This is a genomic window from Streptomyces lacrimifluminis (assembly GCF_014646095.1).
GTDB classification, from domain to species: domain Bacteria; phylum Actinomycetota; class Actinomycetes; order Streptomycetales; family Streptomycetaceae; genus Streptomyces; species Streptomyces lacrimifluminis.
Genome location: NZ_BMMU01000006.1, coordinates 303,072 through 324,351, shown reverse-complemented (window position 1 = coordinate 324,351; position 21,280 = coordinate 303,072). Strand labels below are relative to the sequence as shown.

Here is a 21,280-nt window from a genome sequence, read left to right as displayed (position 1 = left end):
GCATGACGTCAATCGCCAAAGCCGTCCTCACCCTGGAGCGGCAACGCTGAAGAAGCTCACTGAGCCAGCGGGCATGCGCCAACCGCCGTAAACCCCCACATAGATGACACGAACGTCCTCTGAGAAGCGGCACCACCGGCTGCACAGGCCGACCACCCCTCGGGAGGTCCTGTGATCCTGCTCGCTCTGCTCATGCCCGCCCTGATGATGGCGCTTCTCTTTGGCATGGACGCTTGGAGAATCACCTCTTCCCCTGCCCCGCAGCGGCAGATGACGTGAGGACCCCAGCCGCCTACACAGCCCGCGCTTCCCCTGACGGCAACACACGGATGGTTGGCCAGGAGGTGCTGAGCTCTGCGGACGCCCTGCCTGGATACCGTGACCCCATCGGCGCCATCTGAAAGAGTCCGGCTTTCAGATGGCGCCGATGGGGCCACGGCGACCTTGATAGGGGGATCCGCTCCCAGGCTCCCTTCGAGATCGGACAGCGTGCTTCGGGTGCCGACGTGAAAGGTCCCCGCTGCCCGAGGCGCAAGGACCATCTGCGTGGTGCAGCTCTCTGGGACTCCGTGGCGCAGAGCAGGTGCTCAATCGTCGTAAGGGTCGCGGCTGCCGGACTTCGCCAGGCCTCGGCTGATCATGTAGCCGACGGTGAGGATCACGATGTACATCCATGCCTTGTCGGCGCGGAAGTAGTCAGCGTGGCCGTCGTCGTCTCCGACGACCATGGAGGCGATTAGCACCGCCACCACCGAGGCGAGATAGACGAAGAACTCGGTGGTCTTGAAGGCCGCCTTCGTCTCCGTCGACAGTCGACGCGGCCGGCGATCGGCCGCACCTTCACGCGTGTGGGGGCTGGCGTTGCCAACCGGGTTCGCAGTGGTCATGAGAAGGCACCTTTTCTTGTCGTGGGGAGCACCTCGTGCGCTCCTCGGGCTGGGCAAGCGTCAAGATCGTCTGCACGTACCGAGTGCCCATATGTGGTGATATAAACAAGGCATCAAGGCACAGCCACGACAATCAGTGACGCCGGCCTGGCGACGGGCGCCCTGTACCCATCGCAAACGAGTGAAGAGGACCGCCATGCTCGTCCCCCGCGCCACATGGGGAACGTGCGAGGTAAACGCGGATCCTCTGCAAGACCACGGCAGCCCGCCCCCGGCCGGCCCCGCCACCGCGGGGTCAGACGGGGGCGGCAAAGCCAGACGGGCGGCTCCCGGTAGGGCGGGGCCGGCTGTCAGTCCTTCGCGATCGCCATGCCGAGGAAGATCCCGACCAGCAGGGCGACACTGCCGGTGGCCATCACCGCCCACGTCCCGGTCTGCGTCGCGGTGAACGTCGTGGTCATTCCCGCCTGCGCCGCCGCCTGCGTGGCCTGCGCCCCAGCCATGGACGCTTCCTGGACGGCCAGACCCGTCTCCAGCTTCTGGACCTTGCTCTCCAGCTCCGACTGCTCCATCGTGCGATTCCTCTCTCACAGTGTGCCGACCGATTCCGGCATCACCGACCATCGATTCCCCGCCGCAGTGGAACAGCCCCCATGGCAGCTTCGGAACACCCGTTTGCCAACGACGGGCGCCCTCGCCGAGAGCCGGCGGCCACGCGGCGGGATCGGCAGGGTGCCAGCGGGCCCGGTGTCGATGCCGAAGGCAGGGGCCAACGGGCCGCAGGGCCTGCGCGTAGAAGACGGTCAGTACATGTACTCAGGCAGCACACCACTGGTGCGCGTGGCCGCCTCGCCACTCGATCCACTGGTCGTCGTCCAGGATGCTGTCGGGATCCTGAATGCCCGCGCCCTCGAGGAACACAACCAGATCGTGATCGCTGTAGGCGGTGCCGAGGATCTCCTCTCGACCCCCGGAATGCACCGTGACTCTCCGCCCGACCGTGCGGGAGAGCGGGTCTACGACGATCGGCGCGCTGCTCACACTTTCAGCGTGCCCCTGGCAGCCCCCGCTGGCGAACCCGCTGCGGTGGTCAGGTGCTGTCAGCGGAGCGGTATAAGCGGCACGTCGCGCCGGAGGCGCGGGACGCGGACGGGCGCCGCATGCCGGCTCCTGACCGCGGCCAGCCATCTGATGTCGCTGCAGGGGCTGCCCGGCGCGGTGCCGGGCACGCTGACTGCACGGACGGGTGCTGCCCTGGTGACGGGGCGCACGGCTGGCCTGTACGACGGAATTGTGCGCCGCTGAAATCTTCGGTGCGGCCGAAGCGGCACCGGCCGCGGCCCGGCGGTAGGCAGCCACATTCCGCGACTCTCCTGCTGCTCCGCTACAGCAGCTCTCACCACCACACAGCCCCTCACTGCGGCAGCCGCCTGAAACGGCTGACGGGCAGGTGGTCACCGATCACCTGCCCGCCGCATCGAGAACAGCTCAGCTCCCCTGCCGCGCCGCGCTCTGCGGCTGCGTGACGTCCTTGCGGGTCACCGCCAAGTAGACGACCAGGCCGAGGATGACCGCGAGGAACAGTGCGCTGGTGACGACGGTGCCGAAGCCGAGGCCGCCGTCGCCGGTCGGCTGGGAGAGGTAGTCGCCGATCGAGGCCCCGAGCGGGCGGGTGAGGATGTAGGCGATCCAGAAGCTCCACACCACATCCAGCCCCAGCGCGAAGTGCGCGACCGCGACGGCGCCGATGGCCAGGGCGAACAGGACGGCCGCGAGCCAGTAGCCGAGGTCCATGCGCTCGGAGACCAGGTCGCCGGCCGCTGTGCCGAGGGCGAAGGTGAACAGTACGGCCAGCCAGTAGAACGCCTCACGGCCGGTGGTGTCGATGCTGTGGATGGACAGGGTCTGCTCACGCCGGTACCAGACGACGAAGACGACCGCGAGGAGGAGCGCGAAGACCGTGGTGGTCGTCTCCAGCGGTACGCCCATGTTGTCGGTGAGGTTGTCGCTGATCAGCGTTCCGACGACGCTGATGAGGGCGACGGCGAGCCAGTAGACGCCGGCGCGGTAGGCGGTCATACGGAACTGCACGACAAGAACGACCGCGAGCAGCACGCTCATCAGGACCGACACACCGGTCAGGCCCAAACCTGCCTTCTCGTTGAGCAGGTCCGCCGCGGTCTCGCCGACAGTCGTGCACAGCACCTTGATGATCCAGAAGTAGGCGGTGACCTCGGGGACCTTGTTCCAGCGCAGGCGGTGGGACGGGCGGTCGGAGGCGATCGTGCCCGGCTCGGCCTCAGGTGTCTCGGAGAGTTCGTAGGTCATGGGGCGGGACACTGCCAGCGGTTACCTGAACGCATCCTGACTGCCGCGCGGCTTTCCCGGGCCGCGGGGTCCGGCCTGATCCCGCCCCCACTCCCACGGCGGGCCCCTAAACGGTCCTCGTCCGAAACCCGCTGGCCCTGCCTCTTCTTACGGCAACCCGGCTCCGCGCCCATCCGCGCCGGCGGATCGTGGCCACACCGCCGCGGGAAACCCGCCGGCCCCGTCCTCCACTCGCAGCCCGCCGCCCCACGCTCCACGGCGAGGACATAGAGCTGCGTCCCATGGGGTTCGGGCGACGCCGACGCCCCGTCGGCCTGCTCAGCCGCTGGAGCTTGTCCTCGCCCGATGATGATCACGCGGCGGGCAGGTTGAACCCCGGGCGGTGGATCGCCGGGACCGAACCGTTCAGGGACTCTCCTCGCCCTGCGCGATCTCGACCTGGTGGTGGAAGTCGACGACTCCGGCTGTTCCGGCGGCGAGGGACAAGGCCGTGCAGGCCATGAGGAGCAGCGCAGTGGGGCGCCTGGCGCGTGAACGCGCCGGGGAGGGGGCGAGGAGGGCGGCGACGCGTTGCGGAACCGGGCCGGTCGTCGCCGCGGGTGCGAAGTCCGGGCGGGTGGACGGGGAGGCGTGGCCGGCGAGGGCGGCGCGGGCGATGGCCGTGGCGATCAGGCGTCGGTCGCCGACAGCGGTGGCAGCGGTCTCGTCGGCGGCCCGCTCGGCGGCGAGCCGAATGGTGTCACGGACGGCGCGCAGGGCGGGGTGGCAGTGGGCGGCGAGTTCGGCCGCGGCCAGGAAGTAGTGGTGGCCGGCCCGGTTGTGGGCGCGTTCGTGGGCGAAGAGGGCCTCGCGCTCGGCGGGGCCCAGACTGCGCAGCATGGCGGTGGTGACGACGATGCGGTGGGGCCGTCCGGGCAGGGCGTACGCGTCCGGGTGGGGCGAGTCGACGACGCACAGGTCACCGGCGGCCGGGCGGCGGTCGGCCTGCGTGCGGGCGGTACGGAAGGCGCGGGCCTGCCGGAAGGCCGAGCGCGCGAGGGTCAGTGCGCTGAGGGTGAGCACTCCGGTGGCCGCGACGGCCGCGGGGAGGACGAAATAGTCCGAGGGGGTACGCAGGGGGTGGACGAGTTCGCCGAGCGGGGCGAGGGCGGGCAGTTTGAGAAGTCCAGTCAGGACCAGGGTGCCGAGGGCGGCGACGCAGGCTCCGGCCAGTACCAGGGCCGATGCGGTGAGGATCCACAGGGCGGTGGCCGGGGCCAGGCGGTCAAGGGTCCGCCGGGCCAACGCCGGTGCGAGGAAGGGCAGGACCAGCGGTACGAGCAGGAGGGCGGTCATCACTCGTCACCCTCCTGCTCCAGAAGCCGGCGCAGGAGCTGCTCGTCGCCTGGGTTGAGCTGGGCGACGAAGCGGGCCAGGACCGTCTCGCGGTCGGTGTCCCGGTCGAGTTCGGTGTGCATACGCCGGGCGGTCAGGCCGGGAGCGTCCTGCACGGGGAAGTAGGCGTAGCCCCGGCCCTGCCGCTCACGGCTGACGACGCCCTTCTCGTGCAGCCGGGTCAGGATCGTCGTCACCGTCGTCCTGGCGAGGCCGGAGCCGAGCTCGACCTGTACGTGTCCCGCGCTGAGCGGCACCCCGGCCGCCCACAGCGCGGCCATGACAGCGGCTTCGAGCTCACCGGCCGGCCGCCTCTCGTCCTTCGCGTCGGTCATGGAACCTTCCTCGCCCCGCTATCGTCTACAGCTCGGTAGACCGTCTACAGGATTGTAGTCGGCTGTCGGGCGCCGCCGTTCCGCCGCATCCGACAGTGCGGAAGAAGGATGAAGGGGATCCCGACGATGACCACAGCCGTGCACCTATCGTCGCAGCTCGCCGTCAACGTGCTGGATGCCCGGTCGCTGCTTTCGGCCTTCGGTGTGGTGGGCGTGGGTGTGGTGCTGTTCGCCGAGACAGGGCTGCTGATCGGTTTCTTCCTCCCGGGCGACTCGTTGCTGTTCACCGCAGGGCTGCTGTGCACCGGCGCCGCCGACCGCGGCCTGAAGTTGTCCCTCGCCCCGCTCCTGGTCGCCGCGGCGGTCGGGACGCTGGCGGGCTCCCAGTGCGGATATCTCCTGGGCCGGAGAGCCGGCGGCGCCCTGCTCGCCCGCAGCCGTTCGGCCCGCCTGCACGAGGGCGCGAAACGTGGGGAGGAACTGCTGGAACGCTACGGGTACGCGAAGGCGATCGTGCTGGCCCGCTTCGTTCCGGTGGTGCGCACGGTCCTGAATCCGATGGCGGGCGCGCTGGGGGTGCCGGTGCGGACGTTCACCCTCTGGCAGGTGACCGGCGGGCTGGTATGGAGCCTGGGTCTCACCCTGGCGGGATATGCGCTGGGCTCCTCCGTACCGCACGTGGACCGGTATCTATTGCCGATCGTCGCGGTCATCGTGGCCCTGTCGCTGATCCCGGTGGCCACCGAGGTGCGCCGCTCGCGCCGGGACGCGAAGGCCAAGGCAATGGCGAAGGAGGCACGCGGATGATCCTCGCCCTCGATGGCTCGTCGGTCGACGGCCCGGCCTACACCGACGTCGTGAACCTCGCCCGCCACGCTCCCGCGTGGCTGAACGACACCGTGTCGGCGTGGTCGACGTACGGACTCGCCCTGTTCGCGGTGCTCATGACCATCGGCTGGTGGCGCGCCCGGCGGGCGGGAGCCACCGCGTCGGTGACGGCACTCGCCATGCCGTTCGTCGTGGTCGTCGCCGGCGGAGTGGATGCGGCGCTGAAACTGCTGGTGCGCGAGGACCGGCCCTGCCAGAGCCTGCGGGTGGCCACGTTGGAAGCGTGTCCTGCACCCGGCGACTGGTCCTTCCCCAGCAACCACGCGGCCATCGCCGCCGCGGCGGCCGTCGCCCTGCTCTTCGTCTCCCGCCGGCTCGGCGCGGCCGCCGCGGTGGCCGCCTGTGCGATGGCGGCCTCGCGGGTCTGGGTCGGCGCACACTACCCCCACGACGTGCTGGCAGGGGTCGTGGTGGGCGCTCTGGCCGCTCTGCTCGTCATGTCGGCACTGCACAGGCGTGCGGAAGCCCTGGCCCTGCGGCTCACAGCCACCCGCCTGCGTCCGCTGCTGGTGGCGACATGAAGCGCGGCGACGTCGCCGAACTGGCCGGCAGCTGCGGCCTCGGCGCATGGACCTCTTTCAGTGTCCTGACCATGGTCGTGGTGGGCCACGACGGCATACCGCTGTTCGCGGACGCCGACCTCCTCTCGTGGTCCGCCGCCCACCACCCGGACGTGGCCCTGGCGTTCGCCCGCGGGCTGACCGCCACCGGAACGGGTGTCATCCCGTTCGCGCTGGCCGCACTGGCCGGAATCATCGCGGGACGCACCCTCCGGCAGCGGGCGCTCGCCGTCACGCTCTGCCTGGCCTGCCTCGGGGCGGGCCAGACACTGCGGTACGCGGTGATGGCGCTCGTCGCCCGGCCGCGGCCACCCCTGACGGACTGGAGGACACATGCCTCGGGATGGGCGTTCCCGTCCGGCCACACCACCACGGCGGCCCTCACCGCGGGGCTGCTGATCATCGCCGTCCACGTGCGCGGCCCACGTGGCAGGACACCGTTCACCCTGGTCATCGGCGGCTGGGGCGCGCTGGTCGGGCTGACCCGCGTCTACCTCGGAGTGCACTGGTTCACTGATGTCCTCGGCGGCTGGCTGTTCGCCCTCGGCTGGCTGGGAGCGTGTCTGCGCGCCGTGGCCTGCTGGCTGCCTGAGCGATGGGCCCCGCACGACAGACACGGACCCAGCGCCCGGGACGGCAGAAGCGACGGGCACTACAGAAAACCGAACGGACCCGGCACGGGAACAGGGGGAACATCATTCGTCAGACGATCCTGATCGTCGAGGACGATCACGCCCTGCGTGACGTGCTGATGCGCGGACTGCGCGACGAGGACTTCGACACCGTGCCCGCATCGGACGGCGCCACCGCCCTACGGCTGGCCACTACCGCCATCTCCGCTGTCGTGCTCGACATCGGGCTGCCCGACGCCGACGGGCGGGACGTCTGCCAGGCGATGCGCGCCAACGGATTCCTCTCCCCCGTCATCTTCCTGACCGCCCATCACCGGCTGTCCGGGTTCTCCGCCGGAGGCGACGACTACCTGCCCAAGCCCTTCCACCTCACCGAACTCGCCGCCCGCCTGTGGGCAGCCCTCAAACGGACCGCACCGCCGCCCGCCGCCACGGCGGGAGACTTGGTCCTGGACGCCGTCCGGCACCTGGTCACCGTCCGGGGCGTACGGGTCGATCTGACGCCGACCGAGTTCCGGCTCCTGGCCGCCCTCATGGCGGCCTCCGGCGGTGTCGTGCGCCGCCGCGAGCTGGTCCGGACTGGCTGGCACGAAGGCGCCCACGTCCACGACAACACCCTCGACCAGTACCTGACCCGCCTGCGCCGCAAGCTGCGCGAGGCGGGCAGCGACCGGACGATCGCCACGGCCCGCGGGATCGGCCACCGCCTGTCATGAGCGGTGTCCGCCACCGGCGGCGGCCGGCCGTGACCGCTATCCTCCACCGTCTGGCGCCCCGCACCCTGCGCGGTCGGCTCGCACTCGTGGCCCTCACCACGGCCGCACTGCTGATGCTGGTCCTCACCGTCGCCTTCAACGCCGTGGCCCAACGCCGCCTCCAGCACCAGGCGGACGACGAGCTGCGCGCCCGCGCCTCCGCCGTCGCGACGACCATCGACACCAGCGGCAGGGTCGTACGTGTCCTGGAGACCTCCCACGACGACCTCCTCGACACCAACGTGTGGATCTACGCCGGCCGACGTCTGCTGGAAGAGCCACCGAACGCCGGCCAGCTGACCCGCGTCGCCGACGCACTCGCCGAACGCGGCGGACGACGGTGCGTCACCGCAGACGTCCACGGCCCCCTGCGGCTGTGCTCCCAGCCGGTGCCCGGCGACAGGAGCGAGGCCACGGTGGTCACCGCGCTCGACCTCTCCCCCTATGGGAGTTCGGCCGACACCCTGCTGCTGGGATCGCTCGCCCTGGACACCGTGATGCTCGCCTGTACCTATGCCCTGACCCGGCTGGCGGTCGGCCGTGCGCTGCGCCCCGTCCGCACGATGACCGACCAGGCCATCCAGTGGAGCGCCGTCGCCTCCGAGGAACGCTTCGGCAGCACGGGGCACCCGGCCGAACTCGCGCGCCTCGGTACGTCGCTGGACGCCATGCTGGACCGCATCCGCACCCTGCTGCGCCACGAGCGGCAGCTCACCGGGGAACTCTCGCACGAGCTGCGTACGCCCCTGAGCCGGATCATCGCCGAACTCGACTGGTGGCACACCCGCCCCCGCACCACCGGCCAGACCCACGCCACCCACCAGGTCATCGCGGACGCCGCCGAGTCCATGCGCACCATCTGCGACACCCTCCTGGACGACGCCCGGAGTGGCACCCTCACCACTCCGGGCACCACCGAAGTCCTGCCCGCACTGCACCACCTCACCGAACTCCTGGACACACCAGGCCACTTGACGGTCACAGCGGACGGCCCACGCCTGCAGGCCGGCGTCCCGTCCGCCGTTCTCGAACGCATCGTCAGCCCACTCCTCACCAACGCCTGCCGCTACGCCCGCTCCAGCATCACCGTCCGCGCATACCGCACACCCGACGGCGTACGCATCGACGTCATCGACGACGGGCCTGGTGTACCGCCCCCGTTCGCCGCACGGCTCTTCGAGCCCGGGCAACGTGCGGATCCCGGCGACGGACACGGCGGAGCGGGCCTGGGACTGCCACTGGCTCGACGCCTCGCCCGCTCCGTCGGCGGCGAGGTGGCTTACGACCCCGGGCACACTCCCGGAGCACGCTTCGTCGTCAGCCTGCCCGCCGGCTGACAGCAGCACCGCCGGCGGTATCGGCGCATCACGGTGTGACTTCGTGCCGGATATCCTTGCGAGAGGCGTCCAAATAACCGACGAAGCCGAGAATGGCCACCGTCCAGGACAGCGTCACCGGCCCCAGGCCCAGGTCGAGCCCGCCCCGGCCGTGGCCGACAGCCATCCAGTCGGCGACGGACGCACCGAGCGGGCGGGTGATGACGTACACCGCCCAGAAAGCGGCGACCGCGTTCAGGCCACCCCAGCGGTGAGCGACGGCCGGAACAGCGATCGCGGCGGCGTACAGGACGGCGGAACCCAGGAAACCGAAGCCGATCGTGGCGGTGAGGTCGCCCGCGGCGGTGCCCAGCGCGAAGGTGGCCAGTACGGCGGCCCAGTAGAAGGCCTCGCGGCGCCGGGTGTGGATGCTGTGGATGGACAGGGTGCCTTCGCCGCGGTACCAGAGGGCGAAGACGGCAGCCAGCGTGACCATGAAGAAGGGGGTCGACAGCGTGTACGGCACGCCGAGGCCGACATGCAGGACATCGGCGGCCATCGTGCCGAACACGCTGACCATGACGATCACCGTCCAGTAGATCCAGGCGACGTACGGCGGGCGGCGAACTGGATTACCAGGGCGACGATCAGGGCCATGCCACCTAGTAGGGCTTGGTCAGGTCGGTATTGGCTCTGGCATGTTGCGGTGACAGGTGGGGCAGGCGCCGGTCCAGAGTGCGAGGAGTAACTGCAGTTCGCGGGCGACCTGGTAGAGGCTCAGGCCGGCGCCATCCCTTTTGGGGACCGGTTCAGTCTTTGGAGGGTGCAGAAGGCATGGGCGACGGAGACGAGGGTGACGTGGTGGTGCCAGCCTCTCCAGGTGCGGCCCTCGAAGTGGGCCAGGCCCAGGGCCTGTTTCATCTCGCGGTAGTCGTGCTCGATTCGCCAGCGCAGCTTCGCGGTGCGTACCAGGGTGGCCAGCGGGGTGTCGGCGGGCAGGTTGGACAGCCAGAACTGGACGGGTTCGGTCTCGTGACCGGGCCATTCGGCCAGCAGCCAGCGCACGGGCAGTTCGGGGCCGTCGGTGTTTTTGCGGATCTCGCGTCCGGCGGGCCTGATCCGCAGGGCCACGAACCGTGAGTACATGCGCTTCAAGCCGCTGCGGCCGCTGCCCGGTCGGGAGCCTTCCCGCCACTGCACCGGCCTGGCGGCCTTCCGGCCGGCCGCGATGACCAGGTTCTTCACGGACCGTGCCGGCTCGGGGTAGACGCGTTGGGGCCGGGGACCGCGGCCTCTGCAGGGAGGGGTGTGCAGCTGTGCTTCTTCCGGCTGGGCGGTCGTCGTGCTCGAGATGCCCACCACGTAGTCGAGCTTGCGTGTCTCCAGGCCCAGCCGGAAGGCTGCCGTGTCGCCGTACCCGCTGTCGGCAACGGCGAGAGGGATCTCGATGCCCCACGACCTCGTCTCGTCGATCATGTCCAGGGCCAGCTGCCACTTTTCGATATGGCCCACCTCGGCGGGGACACCGCACTGCGTGCGGCGGGCCGTCTTGGCCGGATCTGCCTTCGGCGAGGCGGGATCCCAGCTCTCGGGCAGGAACAGACGCCAGTCGACCGCCGCCGACGCGGTGTCGCTGGCTAGGTGCAGCGACACCCCGGCCTGGCAGTTGGTGACCTTGCCTGCGGTGCCGGTGTACTGCCGGGTCACACACGCCGAGGCGTCCCCGTCCTCGAGGAACCCGGTGTCATCGATGATCAGCGCGGTCGGCTTGATCACCTGCTGCATCCTCCAGGCCAGGCGGGCCCGCACATGGGCCGCGTCCCACGGGCTGGAGGTGATGAAGTGAGCCAGGGCCTGCCGGTTGCCGTCCTCACCCAGCCGCGCGGCCATCGGCTCCACCGACTTGCGCCGCCCCTCCAGCAGCAGGCCCCGCAGGTAGACCGTTCCCCACCGCCGCTGATCCGCCCGTGAGAACGGCTCGAACACCTCCGCCGCGAAATCCTCCAGATCACACCGGACCGCGGCCAACTCCCCACCCATCACACCCGATCAACGCCACACCCGATCAAACGGACATGCCACCAGCGAGTGAACCTGACCAAGCCCTACTAGTGCTGGATTCCCCTTTCGGTGGGTATAGCTGCTGGTAGCGGGGCGATTGCGGGTACTCGGGGGCGGGTGCTGGGTCATGGTGCTGAAGGCACGGCCGGGCCGTGATGAGGGCGAGCAAGGGGTGGTCCACCGCCTGGCGTCGGCCAGAAAGGCACCGAAGGACGTGGTGGAGCGGTGCCGGATGGTGGAGCTGAGCTGGGACGGCTGGCTGGTCCCGCAGATCGCCGACGAGCTGAAGTGCGGTCAGAAGACGGTGCGTCGCTGGCTGCACCGCTTCAACAGCTGGGGGCTGGAGGGCCTGGAGGATCTGGGCGGGCAGGGCCGCAAGCGAAGGATCACCGAAGCCGAACGGTCGAGGATCGTCGGCTTGGTCAAGCAGACCCCGCCCGGCCGAATCGAGGTGCAGCCGTCGAACGAGATGTGGGCCGCGGACGAGTCAGGGCCCTCGGAGTGGACCTTGGACACACTGGCTGCCGCAGCCCGGGACCTGGGCATCGAGGTCAGCCGCTCCCAAGTGCGCCGGATTCTGGTCGCGGAAGGGGTCCGCTGGCGGCGCACGCGATCCTGGACGCGCTCAAGAGATGCGGACTTCGAGGGAAAAGGACGCGGATCGTCAAGCTCTACACCAGCCCGCCCGCCGGCGCGACAGTGGTTTGCGCCGACGAACTCGGCCCGGTGATCCCCCGCGCTTTCCCACCGGCACCGGGCTGGTCGCCGGACGGGCACCGCATCAAGAACGAGATCGACTACTCCCGCGGGCCGGAGAAAACCTGGGTCTACGGCGCCTTACGCGTCCACGACGGTCAAGCAGTCACGATGACCGCCACGTCCCGCAACAGCGTCTTCTACCAGCGGTTTCTCCAGTTGGTCGAGGAGGCCAACCCCGCCGGGGACATCTACGTGATCACGGACAATCTGTCCTCGCACAACAGCGTGTCCACCCGCACCTGGCTCGAGGACCACCCAAGCATCAAGCACGTCTTTATCCCGGTCGGCGCCTGCTGGCTCAACCTCCAAGAAGGCTGGTGGCGCATCTTCCGCAAGACCGCCCTGGCCGGACGCTCCTTCGGCGACCCGGGCCACATCACCCATGCCACCAACGTCGCCACCGACCAGCTCAACTCCCGTGCCCGGCCCTGGATCTGGGGCAGACCCGCACCACCCACCAGGCGCTTACGCCGCCGCTATGTGTACTTCCTTTGAGGAATCCAGCACTAGGGAAGAGCTGCCCGAGTAAACCAGCGAGACGCCTGATACGTACGGACCACCCTGCACATGTTCATGGCGTCGAGCCGTCGGCCGCCGCTCACAGAAGGCGAAGGCGAGAGCGGCTGAACAGTAAGCGCAGGTCAGGCAGTTGTCACGAAAGTGAGTTCAAAGTGGGTGCGATGTCTCGATACCGAACCGCCGCATGCTGGCGCATCTGCACTCCCTGCTGCCCGGCGTCCGCGTCAACGTCGACGCCGAACCCGGTCCGGACCGCGGCGCCTTCCAGATCGGTTCGGAGCGCTACCGCATGGAGGGGGGCAGGAGCGAGTACGTGATCCTCGCGCGGCTCACCGCCGGCCAGAGCGGCGAAGCCCGACCGGTCTTCCTCTTCTGCGGCCAGCGCGCGATCACCAACCAGGCGGCGACCCGCTATCTCGCCCGCAACCACGAACGGCTGGCCCGCAAACACGGCAACAACTCCTTCGCCCTGCTCCTGAAGGTCGTCAACTCGCAGGCGTACGGCCCCGATGTCGTAGAGGTCGTCACCGACATCACCCGAGCCGCGCAGACCCCTCTGCCCACACCGGCCGTCGTTCCACGCAACCCCCACCGCGCCTCGTAGCGGCTCGTACGGGGAACGGTCACGTCCCACACGGCGGTCCGGTCACCGGAAACAAGGAGAGCGGCACCCTCGTCGCGTACGTCTGCGACGGGGGCCCGCTCGGCCTCGGCAGACCGGCCGGCCAGGTCGACCCGCTCTGCGTCGAGCACCACCCGACCGGCGCGCAGCTGACCTTCTGCCCACCGGAGCACGACCCCCTCACGGGTGTCGGTCCCCTGCGCCAGCAGTGATCTCCGGCTGCCGCCGGGCGAGAGCATGCCCTTCTACCACTGCCCGCCTGGCAGCAGCGTCCCTGATTCGGCCGGTGCAACGGCCTCGACCTCGGTCCACATCCCGATGGGGATGAACGGCAAATCGTAGTCGAGGTTCGGCGCGGCCGATTTTCCGGCCCCGGCCGCCGTCGGGAGATTGTCCGCCAGTGGATAGACGACGTCCTCAACTCCCTTGGCAGCCACCGGTGTTGGCTTCAGTGCCGCAGAATCTTGGAGAGGAAGTCCTTGGCGCGGTCACTGCGCGGGTCCGTGAAGAACTCCTCGGGGCTGCGGTCCTCGACGATGCGGCCGTCTGCCATGAAGACGACCCGGTTGGCGGCCGAGCGGGCGAAGCCCATCTCGTGGGTGACGACGACCATCGTCATACCCTCACGGGCCAGTTGCTGCATGACCTCCAGAACCTCGTTGATCATCTCCGGGTCGAGCGCCGACGTCGGCTCGTCGAAGAGCATGACCTTGGGGTCCATGGCCAGGGCACGGGCGATGGCCACGCGCTGCTGCTGGCCGCCGGAGAGCTGGGCCGGGTACTTCGGCGCCTGCGAGGCGAGGCCGACCCGGTCGAGGAGCTCACGGGAGCGCCTGTCGGCCTCGTCCTTCCTGCGCCCGCGCACCTTGACCTGCCCCAGCGAGACGTTCTGGAGGACGGTCTTGTGGGCGAAGAGGTTGAACGACTGGAAGACCATCCCGACTTCGGCACGGAGCCGCGCGAGGGGCTTGCCCTCGTCGGGCAGGAGTTGACCGTCGAGCCTGATCGTCCCGGACTCGATCGGCTCCAGCCGGTTGATTGCCCTGCACAGAGTGGACTTGCCCGACCCGGACGGGCCGATGACCACGACCACCTCCCCCCTGCCCACGGTGAGGTTGATGTCCTGGAGGACATGCAGCTCACCGAAGTGTTTGTTGACTTCATGCAGCTCGATCAACGGATCGACAGCCATGCCCAGCCCTACTCACTTCAGCTGTGTCGTGGTTGCCGCAAACTATCCACACAAGAGCGGAGTTAAAGCGCGACACGCACTTTTCGGGCATTAGCCGTATTTACGCCAGCTGCCCGCTCTGCGCTACGTCTCCGCGACCTCCGCGTACAGCTGCGACAACTCGGGAACGCCGCTGGACGCCCACGCGTGACCGGAGGCGACGACATCGAACTCACGGCCCGAGGACAGCCGCACTACGGGCTGGCCGTTCGGCCAGAAGTCCCAGGCGGCGCCGGGAACCGTCCGCACGATGACCGTGCCGAGATAGAGGCCCGCGTCGTTGCCGAGCCAGGGAAGCGACTCCTCGTCGTCCCGCCAGCCCGGCACCAACTGGTCCAGGGCCTCCAACGAGGCGGCGGAGTCGTCGAGTTCGACGCCCGCCCGGTGCGCCTGGGAGCGGAGCAGCTCGCACTCGGAGAGGAGCCCGGCGACCGCCTCGGGGTCGTGCTCCCCGGCGGAGAACACCGCCACGCCTCGGGCGGGTCCATGCCTCTTGCGCCAGTTGCCCAGGAAAGGGATGTTCATACGTCCAGCCTGTCATTCACACCGCCGGCCGCACCACTGGGCGCGCGGGGCCGCCGGTTCCGGCCAACTTCCTCGGGTGCCCCCTGCCCGGCGCACCTGCCGCATTGACGGGCCCCTGGCGGCTCTTTAGCTTCACACTGCATTGAGCGGCGGACCAGCGGACCGGAGGGACGGACATGCGCCGAGGCGGCCGAGGCAGGCGGGGCCCGGGAATCCGAGGCCTCTGGGGACCGGGCGTCGTTCTCGCCCTGTGCGCGACGATGACACCCCTGTCACCCACGGCCCATGCCACCGATCCCCTCCCCCTCGCCCGGTACTTCGACAACACCGCCGTCAGCGACGACACCCACCCCGAGACGGCCGACTTCGACGGCTCGGGCGCCTCCATGTCCGCCCAGGACCTGACGGCCGCCGGCTGGACCAGGGGCCGCGCCCTCACCGTCCAGGGCGCCCGGCTGACCTGGCCGTGCCGGGAACCGGGCGAGCCGGACAACGTCCGCGCCGCCGGCCAGCCCGTGCGTGTCCGCGGAGAGGGAGACGCCCTCGCGTTCCTCGTCGCCGGCACCGGCGGCGCCGACGTGAGCGGCTCGGGCACCGTCTCGTACACGGACGGCACGCAGTCCTCGTACCGGCTGACCGCCCCGGACTGGCGCACCGGCCCTCTCGGCGCCAAGGCGGTCGCGCTGCCGCACGTGAACACGCCCACCGGCCAACTCGCCGAGAAGGCACGGCTGTACGTCGTCACCGTGCCGATCGCACAAGGGCACCAGGTCGACTCCGTCCGGCTGCCCTACGCGGCCGATCTCCACGTGTTCGCCCTCTCGGTACGGCCCGACACGGACGGCTGGACAGGCAGTTGGGCGGCGCCGACCTCGACGTACGCGACCGTCGGCCCGTGGACCGACCGGACGCTGCGCCTGGTGGTGCACACCTCGGCCGGCGGGCCGCGCGTACGGGTCCGCTTCGACAACACCTTCGCATCGGCTCCGGTACGGATCGGCAGCGCGACGGTTGCCGTACAGGCGGCGGGCGCCACCGCGAGCGATCCGCCGGTGCCACTGACGTTCCGGGGCGCACGCGGGGCCGAACTCCCGGCCGGAGCACAGGCGTTCAGCGATCCGCTGGACTTCACGGTGCCCGCGGACACCAATCTGCTGGTGAGCTTCCACCTGCCGGGCACGGTGACGGCGGCGCCCCTGCACCGGCTGGCACAGCAGCGCTCGTACGTCAGCGAGCCGGGCGACCATACGGCGGACGGCTCCCCGACGCCGTACACCTCGACGCTGACGACATGGCCGCTGCTGACCGGGGTGGACGTCGCTGACGGGCCCGGGGCGGTCGTGGTGCTCGGCGACTCGATCACCGACGGCGAACGGTCGACCCTGGACGCGAACCGGCGCTGGCCCGATGTGCTCGCCGACCGGCTGCGGGCCCAGAGCGCGGTTCCCCGCTACGGCGTCCTCAACCAGGGCATCGCCGCGAACCGCGTCCTCACCGACCGCTACCCGGGCGACGGCGTCTCCACCGACTCGGGCGGGGTGAGCGCCCTGCACCGCGTGGACCGGGACGTCCTCGCCCAGACGTCGGCGCGTACGGCGATCGTCTTCCAGGGCGTGAACGACCTGCGGACGGGGGCGTCGGCGGAGGATGTCATCGCCGGCCTGGAGGAGCTGGCGGAGCGGGGGCGTGCGCGGGGAGTGCGGGTGCTGGTCGCGACGATCGGGCCGTGCGGGGGTGAGGCGCGGTGCACCTCTGTCGTCGACGGTCAGCGGGTTGCCGTCAACACGTGGATCCGCGAGAAGGCGGTGTCCGACGGGGGTTTCGAGGGTGCCGTGGACTTCGACGCGGCGTTGCGGGATCCGGCACAGCCGACGCGGTTGCTGGCCGCGTACGACAGTGGGGATCATCTGCATCCCGGTGACGCGGGGTTGGCCGCGCTGGCGGGAGCGGTGTCGTTGGGGGCGCTGGTTCCGTAGGCGCCGTGCGTCTGGTGGCCGTCCCTGGGGGCGCTGCCCCCAGACCCCCGTTCGCGCTGAACGCGCTCGTCCTCAATCGCGGACAGGCCAGGGGTGCGCGTCCGGCGCTGAACAGGTCCCCAAGCCCAAGGGGATGGGTCACCGCGCCCGGAGAGAGGGTCCCCCGGCAGAACACACCCCCTACACCTCCAGGTCCACCACCACCGGGGCGTGATCCGACGCTCCCTTGCCCTTGCGCTCCTCGCGGTCCACGTACGCGTCCTTCACGGCCTGGGCGAACGGATCGTTGCCGTAGACCAGGTCGATGCGCATGCCCCGGTTCTTGGGGAAGCAGAGCTGGCGGTAGTCCCAGTACGTGTACGGGTGGTCGTACTTCAGGGGGCGCGGGACCACGTCCGTCAGGCCCGCCTCACGCAGGGCGGCCAGGGCCGCGCGCTCGGCCGGGGTGACGTGGGTCAGGCCCTCGAAGGCGGCCAGGTCGTACACGTCGTCGTCCGTCGGGGCCACGTTGAAGTCACCGAGGACGGCGAACGGACGGCTGCCGGCGGCGTCGGCCGCGACCGCCGCCTTCAGGGCCTCGAACCAGCCGAGCTTGTAGGCGTAGTGGGGGTGGGCCACCTCGCGGCCGTTCGGAACGTACACCGACCAGACGCGGACCGGGCCACAGGTCGCGGAGACGGCGCGGGGCTCCTCGACGCCCTCGTAGCCGGGGTCGCCGGGCAGGCCCCGCACCACGTCCTCAAGGCCCACGCGGGAGATCACCGCGACGCCGTTCCACCTGCCGGTCGCGTTGACCGCCACCTCGTAGCCCAGCTCGCGCAGTTGGTCGGACGGGAACTGCTCGGCGGCGACCTTGGCCTCCTGGAGGCACAGCACATCCGTGCCGGTGCTCTCCAGCCAGGCCAGCAGCCTCGGCAGGCGGGCGGTGATCGAGTTCACGTTCCAGGTCGCGATACGCATGCCTCACAACTTACCCGCCGGGTCTGACAACGCGGCTCAGACCTCCGCCGACGCCCCCGGCGTCAGCCGCAGGTGCTCGGAGCCGCCGAGGCCGCCGACCAGTCGGTCGTAGATCGGCCGGGCGAGGTCCGTGAGCAGGGCGTCGTGGATGTCGTACGCGCGCTGCGGCTTGACCTCGCGGACGTAGTCGACGACCTCGGAGAGCTTGCTCCACGGAGCCATGACCGGGAGCAGCAGGGTGTCGACCGGGTGGTCGGGGACGGTGAGGGCGTCGCCGGGGTGGAAGACGGCGCCGTCGACGAGAAAGCCGACGTTGGTGATGCGTGGAATGTCCGGGTGGATCACGGCGTGCAGTTCGCCGTGGACCTGGACGTCGAAGCCGGCGGCGGTGAACGTGTCGCCGTGGCCGACGGTGTGGACGCGGCCCGGGAAGGCGGCGGAGAGCTGCTCCGCGACCGCGGCGAGGGTCCAGAGCTCGGCGGCCGGGTTGGCGTCCAGGGCGGCGCGCAACCTGCCCTCGTCGAAGTGGTCGGCGTGCTCATGGGTGACCAGGATCGCGTCGGCGCCGGCCGCGGCGTCCTCCTCGCTGAATCCCCCCGGGTCGAGGACGAGCGTCTGCCCGTTCTTCTCCAGGCGGATACAGGCGTGCGACTTCTTCGTGAGCTTCATGGGTCCATCCTGCCGCGCGGGCCCGGGGTTGTGGGCGGCTGGGGCCGGTGCCTTCACCACCCGGCTCCGGGGCGCCCTCAAGCGTCACGCCTCGGGCGTCGTCTCCTCGCGGATGACCTGCTGGGCCACCCTGAACGCGCTGTTGGCTGCCGGGACCCCGCAGTAGACGGCGGCCTGGAGCAGCACTTCCCTGATCTCGACCGGGGTGAGGCCGTTACGGAGGGCGGCGCGGGTGTGGAAGGCGAGTTCGTCGAGGTGGCCGCCCGCGACCAGGGCGGTGAGGGTGACGCAGCTGCGGGAGCGCCGGTCGAGGCCGGGCCGGTTCCAGATCTCGCCCCACGCGTATCTGGTGACGAAGTCCTGGAAGTCCCCGGAGAACTCGTCCGCCTGCGCGAGCGCCCGGTCGACGTGCGCGTCACCGAGCACCTCACGCCTGACCTTCATCCCGGCGTCGTACTGGTCCGGGCGGCCCTGTGCCTCGGGCTGCGGGACGGGCGGCGCGATCTCCGCGACGGGGGTGATCGGCTGGGGCGCGATCAGGACCGGCTTGGCCGGGGCCGCCGAGATGGCCACCGGGCCGCCCCCGGTGTCGTACGCGGGCTGCCACGCGGTCGAGAAGTGGCGTACCAGGAGGTCGGTGACGGCCGCGGGCTGCTCGACGGGGACGAGGTGGGAGGCGCCGGGCACCACCGCGAGGCGGGCGTCCGGGATACCGGCGACCAGGGTGCGGGCCTCGGCGGGGCCGGTCACCTGGTCGTCGGACCCGACGAGGACGAGGGTCGGGACACCGATGCGGCCCAGTTCACCCCGTACGTCGAAGGAGGCCAGTGATTCACAGGCCGCGATGTAGCAGCCGGGGTCGGTGGTGCGGACCATCTGTACGGCCCACTCGGTGATCGCGGGCTGCGCGGCGGCGAAGCCGCTGGTGAACCAGCGCTCGGGGGAGGTACGGGCGATGGGGCCGAGCCCGTTCGTCCGGACGATCACCCCGCGCTGGCGGAACTCGTCCGCCGTCCCGAACCGTGGCGAGGCGGCGATCAGCGCGAGCGAGGCCAGCCGCTCCGGGTGGCGCAGCGCCAGTTCTGCGCCGATCGCACCGCCGAGCGCGCAACCCGCGTAGCCGAAGCGCCGCACGCCGAGCGAGTCGAGCGTGACGAGCAGGCGGGTGGCCAGGTCGGCGACCGAACCGGCGGGGTGCGCGGGGGCACCGCCGTGCCCGGGCAGGTCGAAACGGAAGACCCGCCACTGCTTCACCAGTTCCGGCACCTGCCGGTCCCACATGTGCCATGTAGTACCCAGGGAGGGACCCAAGATCAGGACCGGAGCCTCTTCTGGCCCGTCAAAGCGGTATTGCAGGGTGTTCGGTGGTGTCTCGCTCACCCGTCAAACCCTCTCATCTCTCACGGACGCCCCTATAACGCGGGGGTGCGGGAAACCGGTCTGACCAGGTTGAAGACCTCTCGGGCTGCATATCGCTTGAGGCATCGGATGATCTCACGGCGGGTTTTGCCCTCCTGGGTGCGGCGTTCGTAGTACGCCTGGGTGCGCGGGTCGTGGCGCAGCCGGGTGAACACGATGCGGTGCAGGGCCGCGTTGGCTTGCCGGTCGCCGCCGTGGTTGAGCCGGCGCGTGCTCCGCCGGCCCGAGGAGTACTCGACGGGGCTGACTCCGCAAAGTGCGGCGAAGGATGCCTCGGTGTTCAGCCGCTCGGGGTTGTCTCCCATGGTGATCAGGAGAGTGACAGCACTGTCTGGGCCGATGCCCACCGGGACGAGCAGCTGCGGGGCGTGGCGCTCGACGAGCCGGGTCAGGCGCCGGTTCAGCTCATCGATCTGCCCGGTGAGCTGCTCGATGCGCTGGGCCAGCATGCTCAGGGTCATGTGGGTGGCCTGGGTCACCGCGTCGTCGTCGCCCCCGCCGTCGCGCAGGCCGAGGCGCGCGCACGTGCGGAACAACTCGGCATTGCCCAGGCTCGACAACCGCTCCCGCAAGGCAGGATCGGCTATGACCAGGACGGCCTTGAGCTGGTTGATCGCCTGGGTGCGGGCCTTGACCGCGGAGACCTTGGCGAGTTTGAACATCCGGGCGCTGTGCACCGGACCGTCGCCGGTTTTGGCACGAGCCCTGGCACGACCGCTGAGCACAGCCCGCGCAGCAGCCTGCGCATCGAGCGGGTCCGACTTCCCGAGCAGACGACGAGCCGAGCGATCGGGCCGGTTCACTTCATACACCTGGACGTCCTGAGCCAGCAGATAGCGGGACAGGCCCGCGCCGAAAGTACCGGTGCCCTCCACACCAGCCCGGCGCACCGTACCCCGCTTGCGGGCCCACACGAGCAACTGTCGGTAGCCGGCCGCCGTCGCGGGAAAGGACTCCGTTCCCTGGATCTTCCCGAGCGGGGAGATCACGGCGGCAACATGCACCTCACCGTGCGTGTCCACGCCCAGGACGACCTCGCGCCGAACGGGCGGATCCGTGCTCGAGGAGGTGCTGCGCTGTCGGGTCGTCATGATGGTTCGCCTCCCACGTGGTGACGTACTGGGTGGATGACACCGGGCTGCTCGGGCGGTCTGAACCGTGATGGCGCCTGATTTGCGGCAAGGCCCCTATTGGGACACGCCCTGTGGCTCGGTGACAGCAGACGCCATCCCGCAACGACAGTCGACAAGCCTGTGACTGGACACTTCGGTCATGGATCTCATGAGTCAGACCCCCGCCCGGGACGGCATCGCGCAACCATCCCATCGATTCCGGCGCACCGGCACGTCCCGACCACAGCCGGATGGCTTCGCCCGAAACAGTGCCCAACCTGGCCGGAGCAGGCTGACAATGAGTTGACTCCTCGCCCACTCGTGACCGGCGATGACGGACAGCCGTGTGGCC

At 70.1% G+C, this 21,280-nt stretch carries 21 protein-coding genes and 3 pseudogenes; 9 read left to right on the top strand and 15 right to left on the bottom strand.

Going from position 1 to position 21,280, the window contains the following annotated elements:
* Positions 1–587: 587 nt before the first annotated feature.
* The 6 genes from IEY89_RS12825 to IEY89_RS12800 form a co-directional block, all read right to left on the bottom strand.
* Complete coding sequence (locus IEY89_RS12825; RefSeq protein ID WP_189147474.1) at positions 588–887, bottom strand: hypothetical protein; 300 nt, start codon at positions 885–887, stop codon at positions 588–590.
* Between the two features lie 350 nt (positions 888–1,237).
* Complete coding sequence (locus IEY89_RS12820) at positions 1,238–1,459, bottom strand: hypothetical protein (RefSeq protein ID WP_189147473.1); 222 nt, start codon at positions 1,457–1,459, stop codon at positions 1,238–1,240.
* Between the two features lie 244 nt (positions 1,460–1,703).
* Positions 1,704–1,928 (bottom strand): hypothetical protein, encoded by a 225-nt coding sequence (locus tag IEY89_RS12815; RefSeq protein WP_189147472.1) that lies wholly within the window; start codon positions 1,926–1,928, stop codon positions 1,704–1,706.
* A gap of 447 nt (positions 1,929–2,375) precedes the next feature.
* Complete coding sequence (locus IEY89_RS12810) at positions 2,376–3,215, bottom strand: COG4705 family protein (RefSeq protein WP_189147471.1); 840 nt, start codon at positions 3,213–3,215, stop codon at positions 2,376–2,378.
* Positions 3,216–3,620: 405 nt separating this feature from the next.
* Positions 3,621–4,550 carry a M56 family metallopeptidase gene (locus tag IEY89_RS12805; RefSeq protein WP_189147470.1) on the bottom strand — a complete coding sequence of 310 codons (930 nt, stop codon included), beginning with the start codon at positions 4,548–4,550 and terminating at the stop codon, positions 3,621–3,623.
* A complete protein-coding gene (locus tag IEY89_RS12800) occupies positions 4,550–4,924 on the bottom strand; it encodes a BlaI/MecI/CopY family transcriptional regulator (RefSeq protein WP_189147469.1) in 375 nt (124 codons plus the stop codon). Before IEY89_RS12800 ends, IEY89_RS12805 begins: the two co-directional genes overlap by 1 nt.
* Before the next feature lie 126 nt (positions 4,925–5,050).
* On the opposite strand from IEY89_RS12800, the gene IEY89_RS12795 reads away from it, so the two are divergent.
* From IEY89_RS12795 to IEY89_RS12775, 5 genes are read left to right on the top strand one after another with little or no spacing between them, the layout of a single operon-like run.
* On the top strand, positions 5,051–5,731 hold the full coding sequence (locus IEY89_RS12795) for a DedA family protein (protein ID WP_189147468.1): 681 nt from the start codon (positions 5,051–5,053) through the stop codon (positions 5,729–5,731).
* Positions 5,728–6,333 (top strand): phosphatase PAP2 family protein, encoded by a 606-nt coding sequence (locus tag IEY89_RS12790; RefSeq protein WP_189147467.1) that lies wholly within the window; start codon positions 5,728–5,730, stop codon positions 6,331–6,333. The genes IEY89_RS12795 and IEY89_RS12790 overlap by 4 nt, the downstream gene beginning before the upstream one ends.
* Complete coding sequence (locus IEY89_RS12785; RefSeq protein WP_229695188.1) at positions 6,330–7,088, top strand: phosphatase PAP2 family protein; 759 nt, start codon at positions 6,330–6,332, stop codon at positions 7,086–7,088. The genes IEY89_RS12790 and IEY89_RS12785 overlap by 4 nt, the downstream gene beginning before the upstream one ends.
* Entirely contained in the window at positions 7,070–7,720 is a 651-nt protein-coding gene (locus IEY89_RS12780; RefSeq protein ID WP_189147495.1) for a response regulator transcription factor, read from the top strand. The genes IEY89_RS12785 and IEY89_RS12780 overlap by 19 nt, the downstream gene beginning before the upstream one ends.
* Positions 7,717–9,096, top strand: a complete 1,380-nt coding sequence (locus IEY89_RS12775) for a sensor histidine kinase (protein WP_189147466.1) — start codon at positions 7,717–7,719, stop codon at positions 9,094–9,096. The genes IEY89_RS12780 and IEY89_RS12775 overlap by 4 nt, the downstream gene beginning before the upstream one ends.
* A 28-nt stretch (positions 9,097–9,124) precedes the next feature.
* Here IEY89_RS12775 and IEY89_RS12770 read toward each other — a convergent pair.
* Positions 9,125–9,741, bottom strand: a pseudogene (locus tag IEY89_RS12770) (COG4705 family protein); the annotation flags it as partial.
* A gap of 111 nt (positions 9,742–9,852) precedes the next feature.
* Positions 9,853–11,115, bottom strand: coding sequence for an IS701 family transposase (locus IEY89_RS12765; RefSeq protein ID WP_189147465.1), 1,263 nt, complete (start codon positions 11,113–11,115; stop codon positions 9,853–9,855).
* A gap of 148 nt (positions 11,116–11,263) precedes the next feature.
* On the opposite strand from IEY89_RS12765, the gene IEY89_RS12760 reads away from it, so the two are divergent.
* The 3 genes and pseudogenes from IEY89_RS12760 to IEY89_RS12750 all read left to right on the top strand — a co-directional run.
* Complete coding sequence (locus IEY89_RS12760) at positions 11,264–11,866, top strand: helix-turn-helix domain-containing protein (RefSeq protein WP_189147464.1); 603 nt, start codon at positions 11,264–11,266, stop codon at positions 11,864–11,866.
* Complete coding sequence (locus IEY89_RS12755) at positions 11,836–12,390, top strand: transposase (protein ID WP_189147463.1); 555 nt, start codon at positions 11,836–11,838, stop codon at positions 12,388–12,390. Before IEY89_RS12760 ends, IEY89_RS12755 begins: the two co-directional genes overlap by 31 nt.
* Positions 12,391–12,589: 199 nt before the next feature.
* A pseudogene (locus IEY89_RS12750) lies at positions 12,590–13,018 on the top strand (hypothetical protein); the annotation flags it as partial.
* A 263-nt stretch (positions 13,019–13,281) separates the two neighbouring features.
* Here IEY89_RS12750 and IEY89_RS12745 read toward each other — a convergent pair.
* The 3 genes and pseudogenes from IEY89_RS12745 to IEY89_RS12735 all read right to left on the bottom strand — a co-directional run.
* Positions 13,282–13,407 (bottom strand): annotated as a pseudogene (locus tag IEY89_RS12745) (amino acid ABC transporter permease); the annotation flags it as partial.
* A 77-nt stretch (positions 13,408–13,484) separates the two neighbouring features.
* Positions 13,485–14,228, bottom strand: coding sequence for an amino acid ABC transporter ATP-binding protein (locus IEY89_RS12740; RefSeq protein WP_189147462.1), 744 nt, complete (start codon positions 14,226–14,228; stop codon positions 13,485–13,487).
* Between the two features lie 123 nt (positions 14,229–14,351).
* On the bottom strand, positions 14,352–14,792 hold the full coding sequence (locus tag IEY89_RS12735; protein WP_189147461.1) for a DUF6278 family protein: 441 nt from the start codon (positions 14,790–14,792) through the stop codon (positions 14,352–14,354).
* 176 nt (positions 14,793–14,968) lie between these two features.
* Between IEY89_RS12735 and IEY89_RS12730 the strand changes: the two genes are divergently transcribed.
* Positions 14,969–16,768 carry an SGNH/GDSL hydrolase family protein gene (locus tag IEY89_RS12730; protein WP_189147460.1) on the top strand — a complete coding sequence of 600 codons (1,800 nt, stop codon included), beginning with the start codon at positions 14,969–14,971 and terminating at the stop codon, positions 16,766–16,768.
* Between the two features lie 180 nt (positions 16,769–16,948).
* Here IEY89_RS12730 and IEY89_RS12725 read toward each other — a convergent pair whose 3' ends face one another.
* The 4 genes from IEY89_RS12725 to IEY89_RS12710 form a co-directional block, all read right to left on the bottom strand.
* Positions 16,949–17,728: an exodeoxyribonuclease III gene (locus IEY89_RS12725; protein ID WP_189147459.1), complete on the bottom strand. Its 780-nt coding sequence runs from the start codon at positions 17,726–17,728 to the stop codon at positions 16,949–16,951.
* Between the two features lie 36 nt (positions 17,729–17,764).
* Positions 17,765–18,397, bottom strand: coding sequence for an MBL fold metallo-hydrolase (locus IEY89_RS12720; RefSeq protein ID WP_189147458.1), 633 nt, complete (start codon positions 18,395–18,397; stop codon positions 17,765–17,767).
* Positions 18,398–18,481: 84 nt separating this feature from the next.
* Positions 18,482–19,777, bottom strand: coding sequence for a bifunctional 3-oxoadipate enol-lactonase/4-carboxymuconolactone decarboxylase PcaDC (pcaDC, locus tag IEY89_RS12715; protein ID WP_189147457.1), 1,296 nt, complete (start codon positions 19,775–19,777; stop codon positions 18,482–18,484).
* A gap of 32 nt (positions 19,778–19,809) precedes the next feature.
* Positions 19,810–20,907 carry an IS110 family RNA-guided transposase gene (locus IEY89_RS12710; RefSeq protein ID WP_229695185.1) on the bottom strand — a complete coding sequence of 366 codons (1,098 nt, stop codon included), beginning with the start codon at positions 20,905–20,907 and terminating at the stop codon, positions 19,810–19,812.
* Between the last annotated feature and the right edge of the window lie 373 nt (positions 20,908–21,280).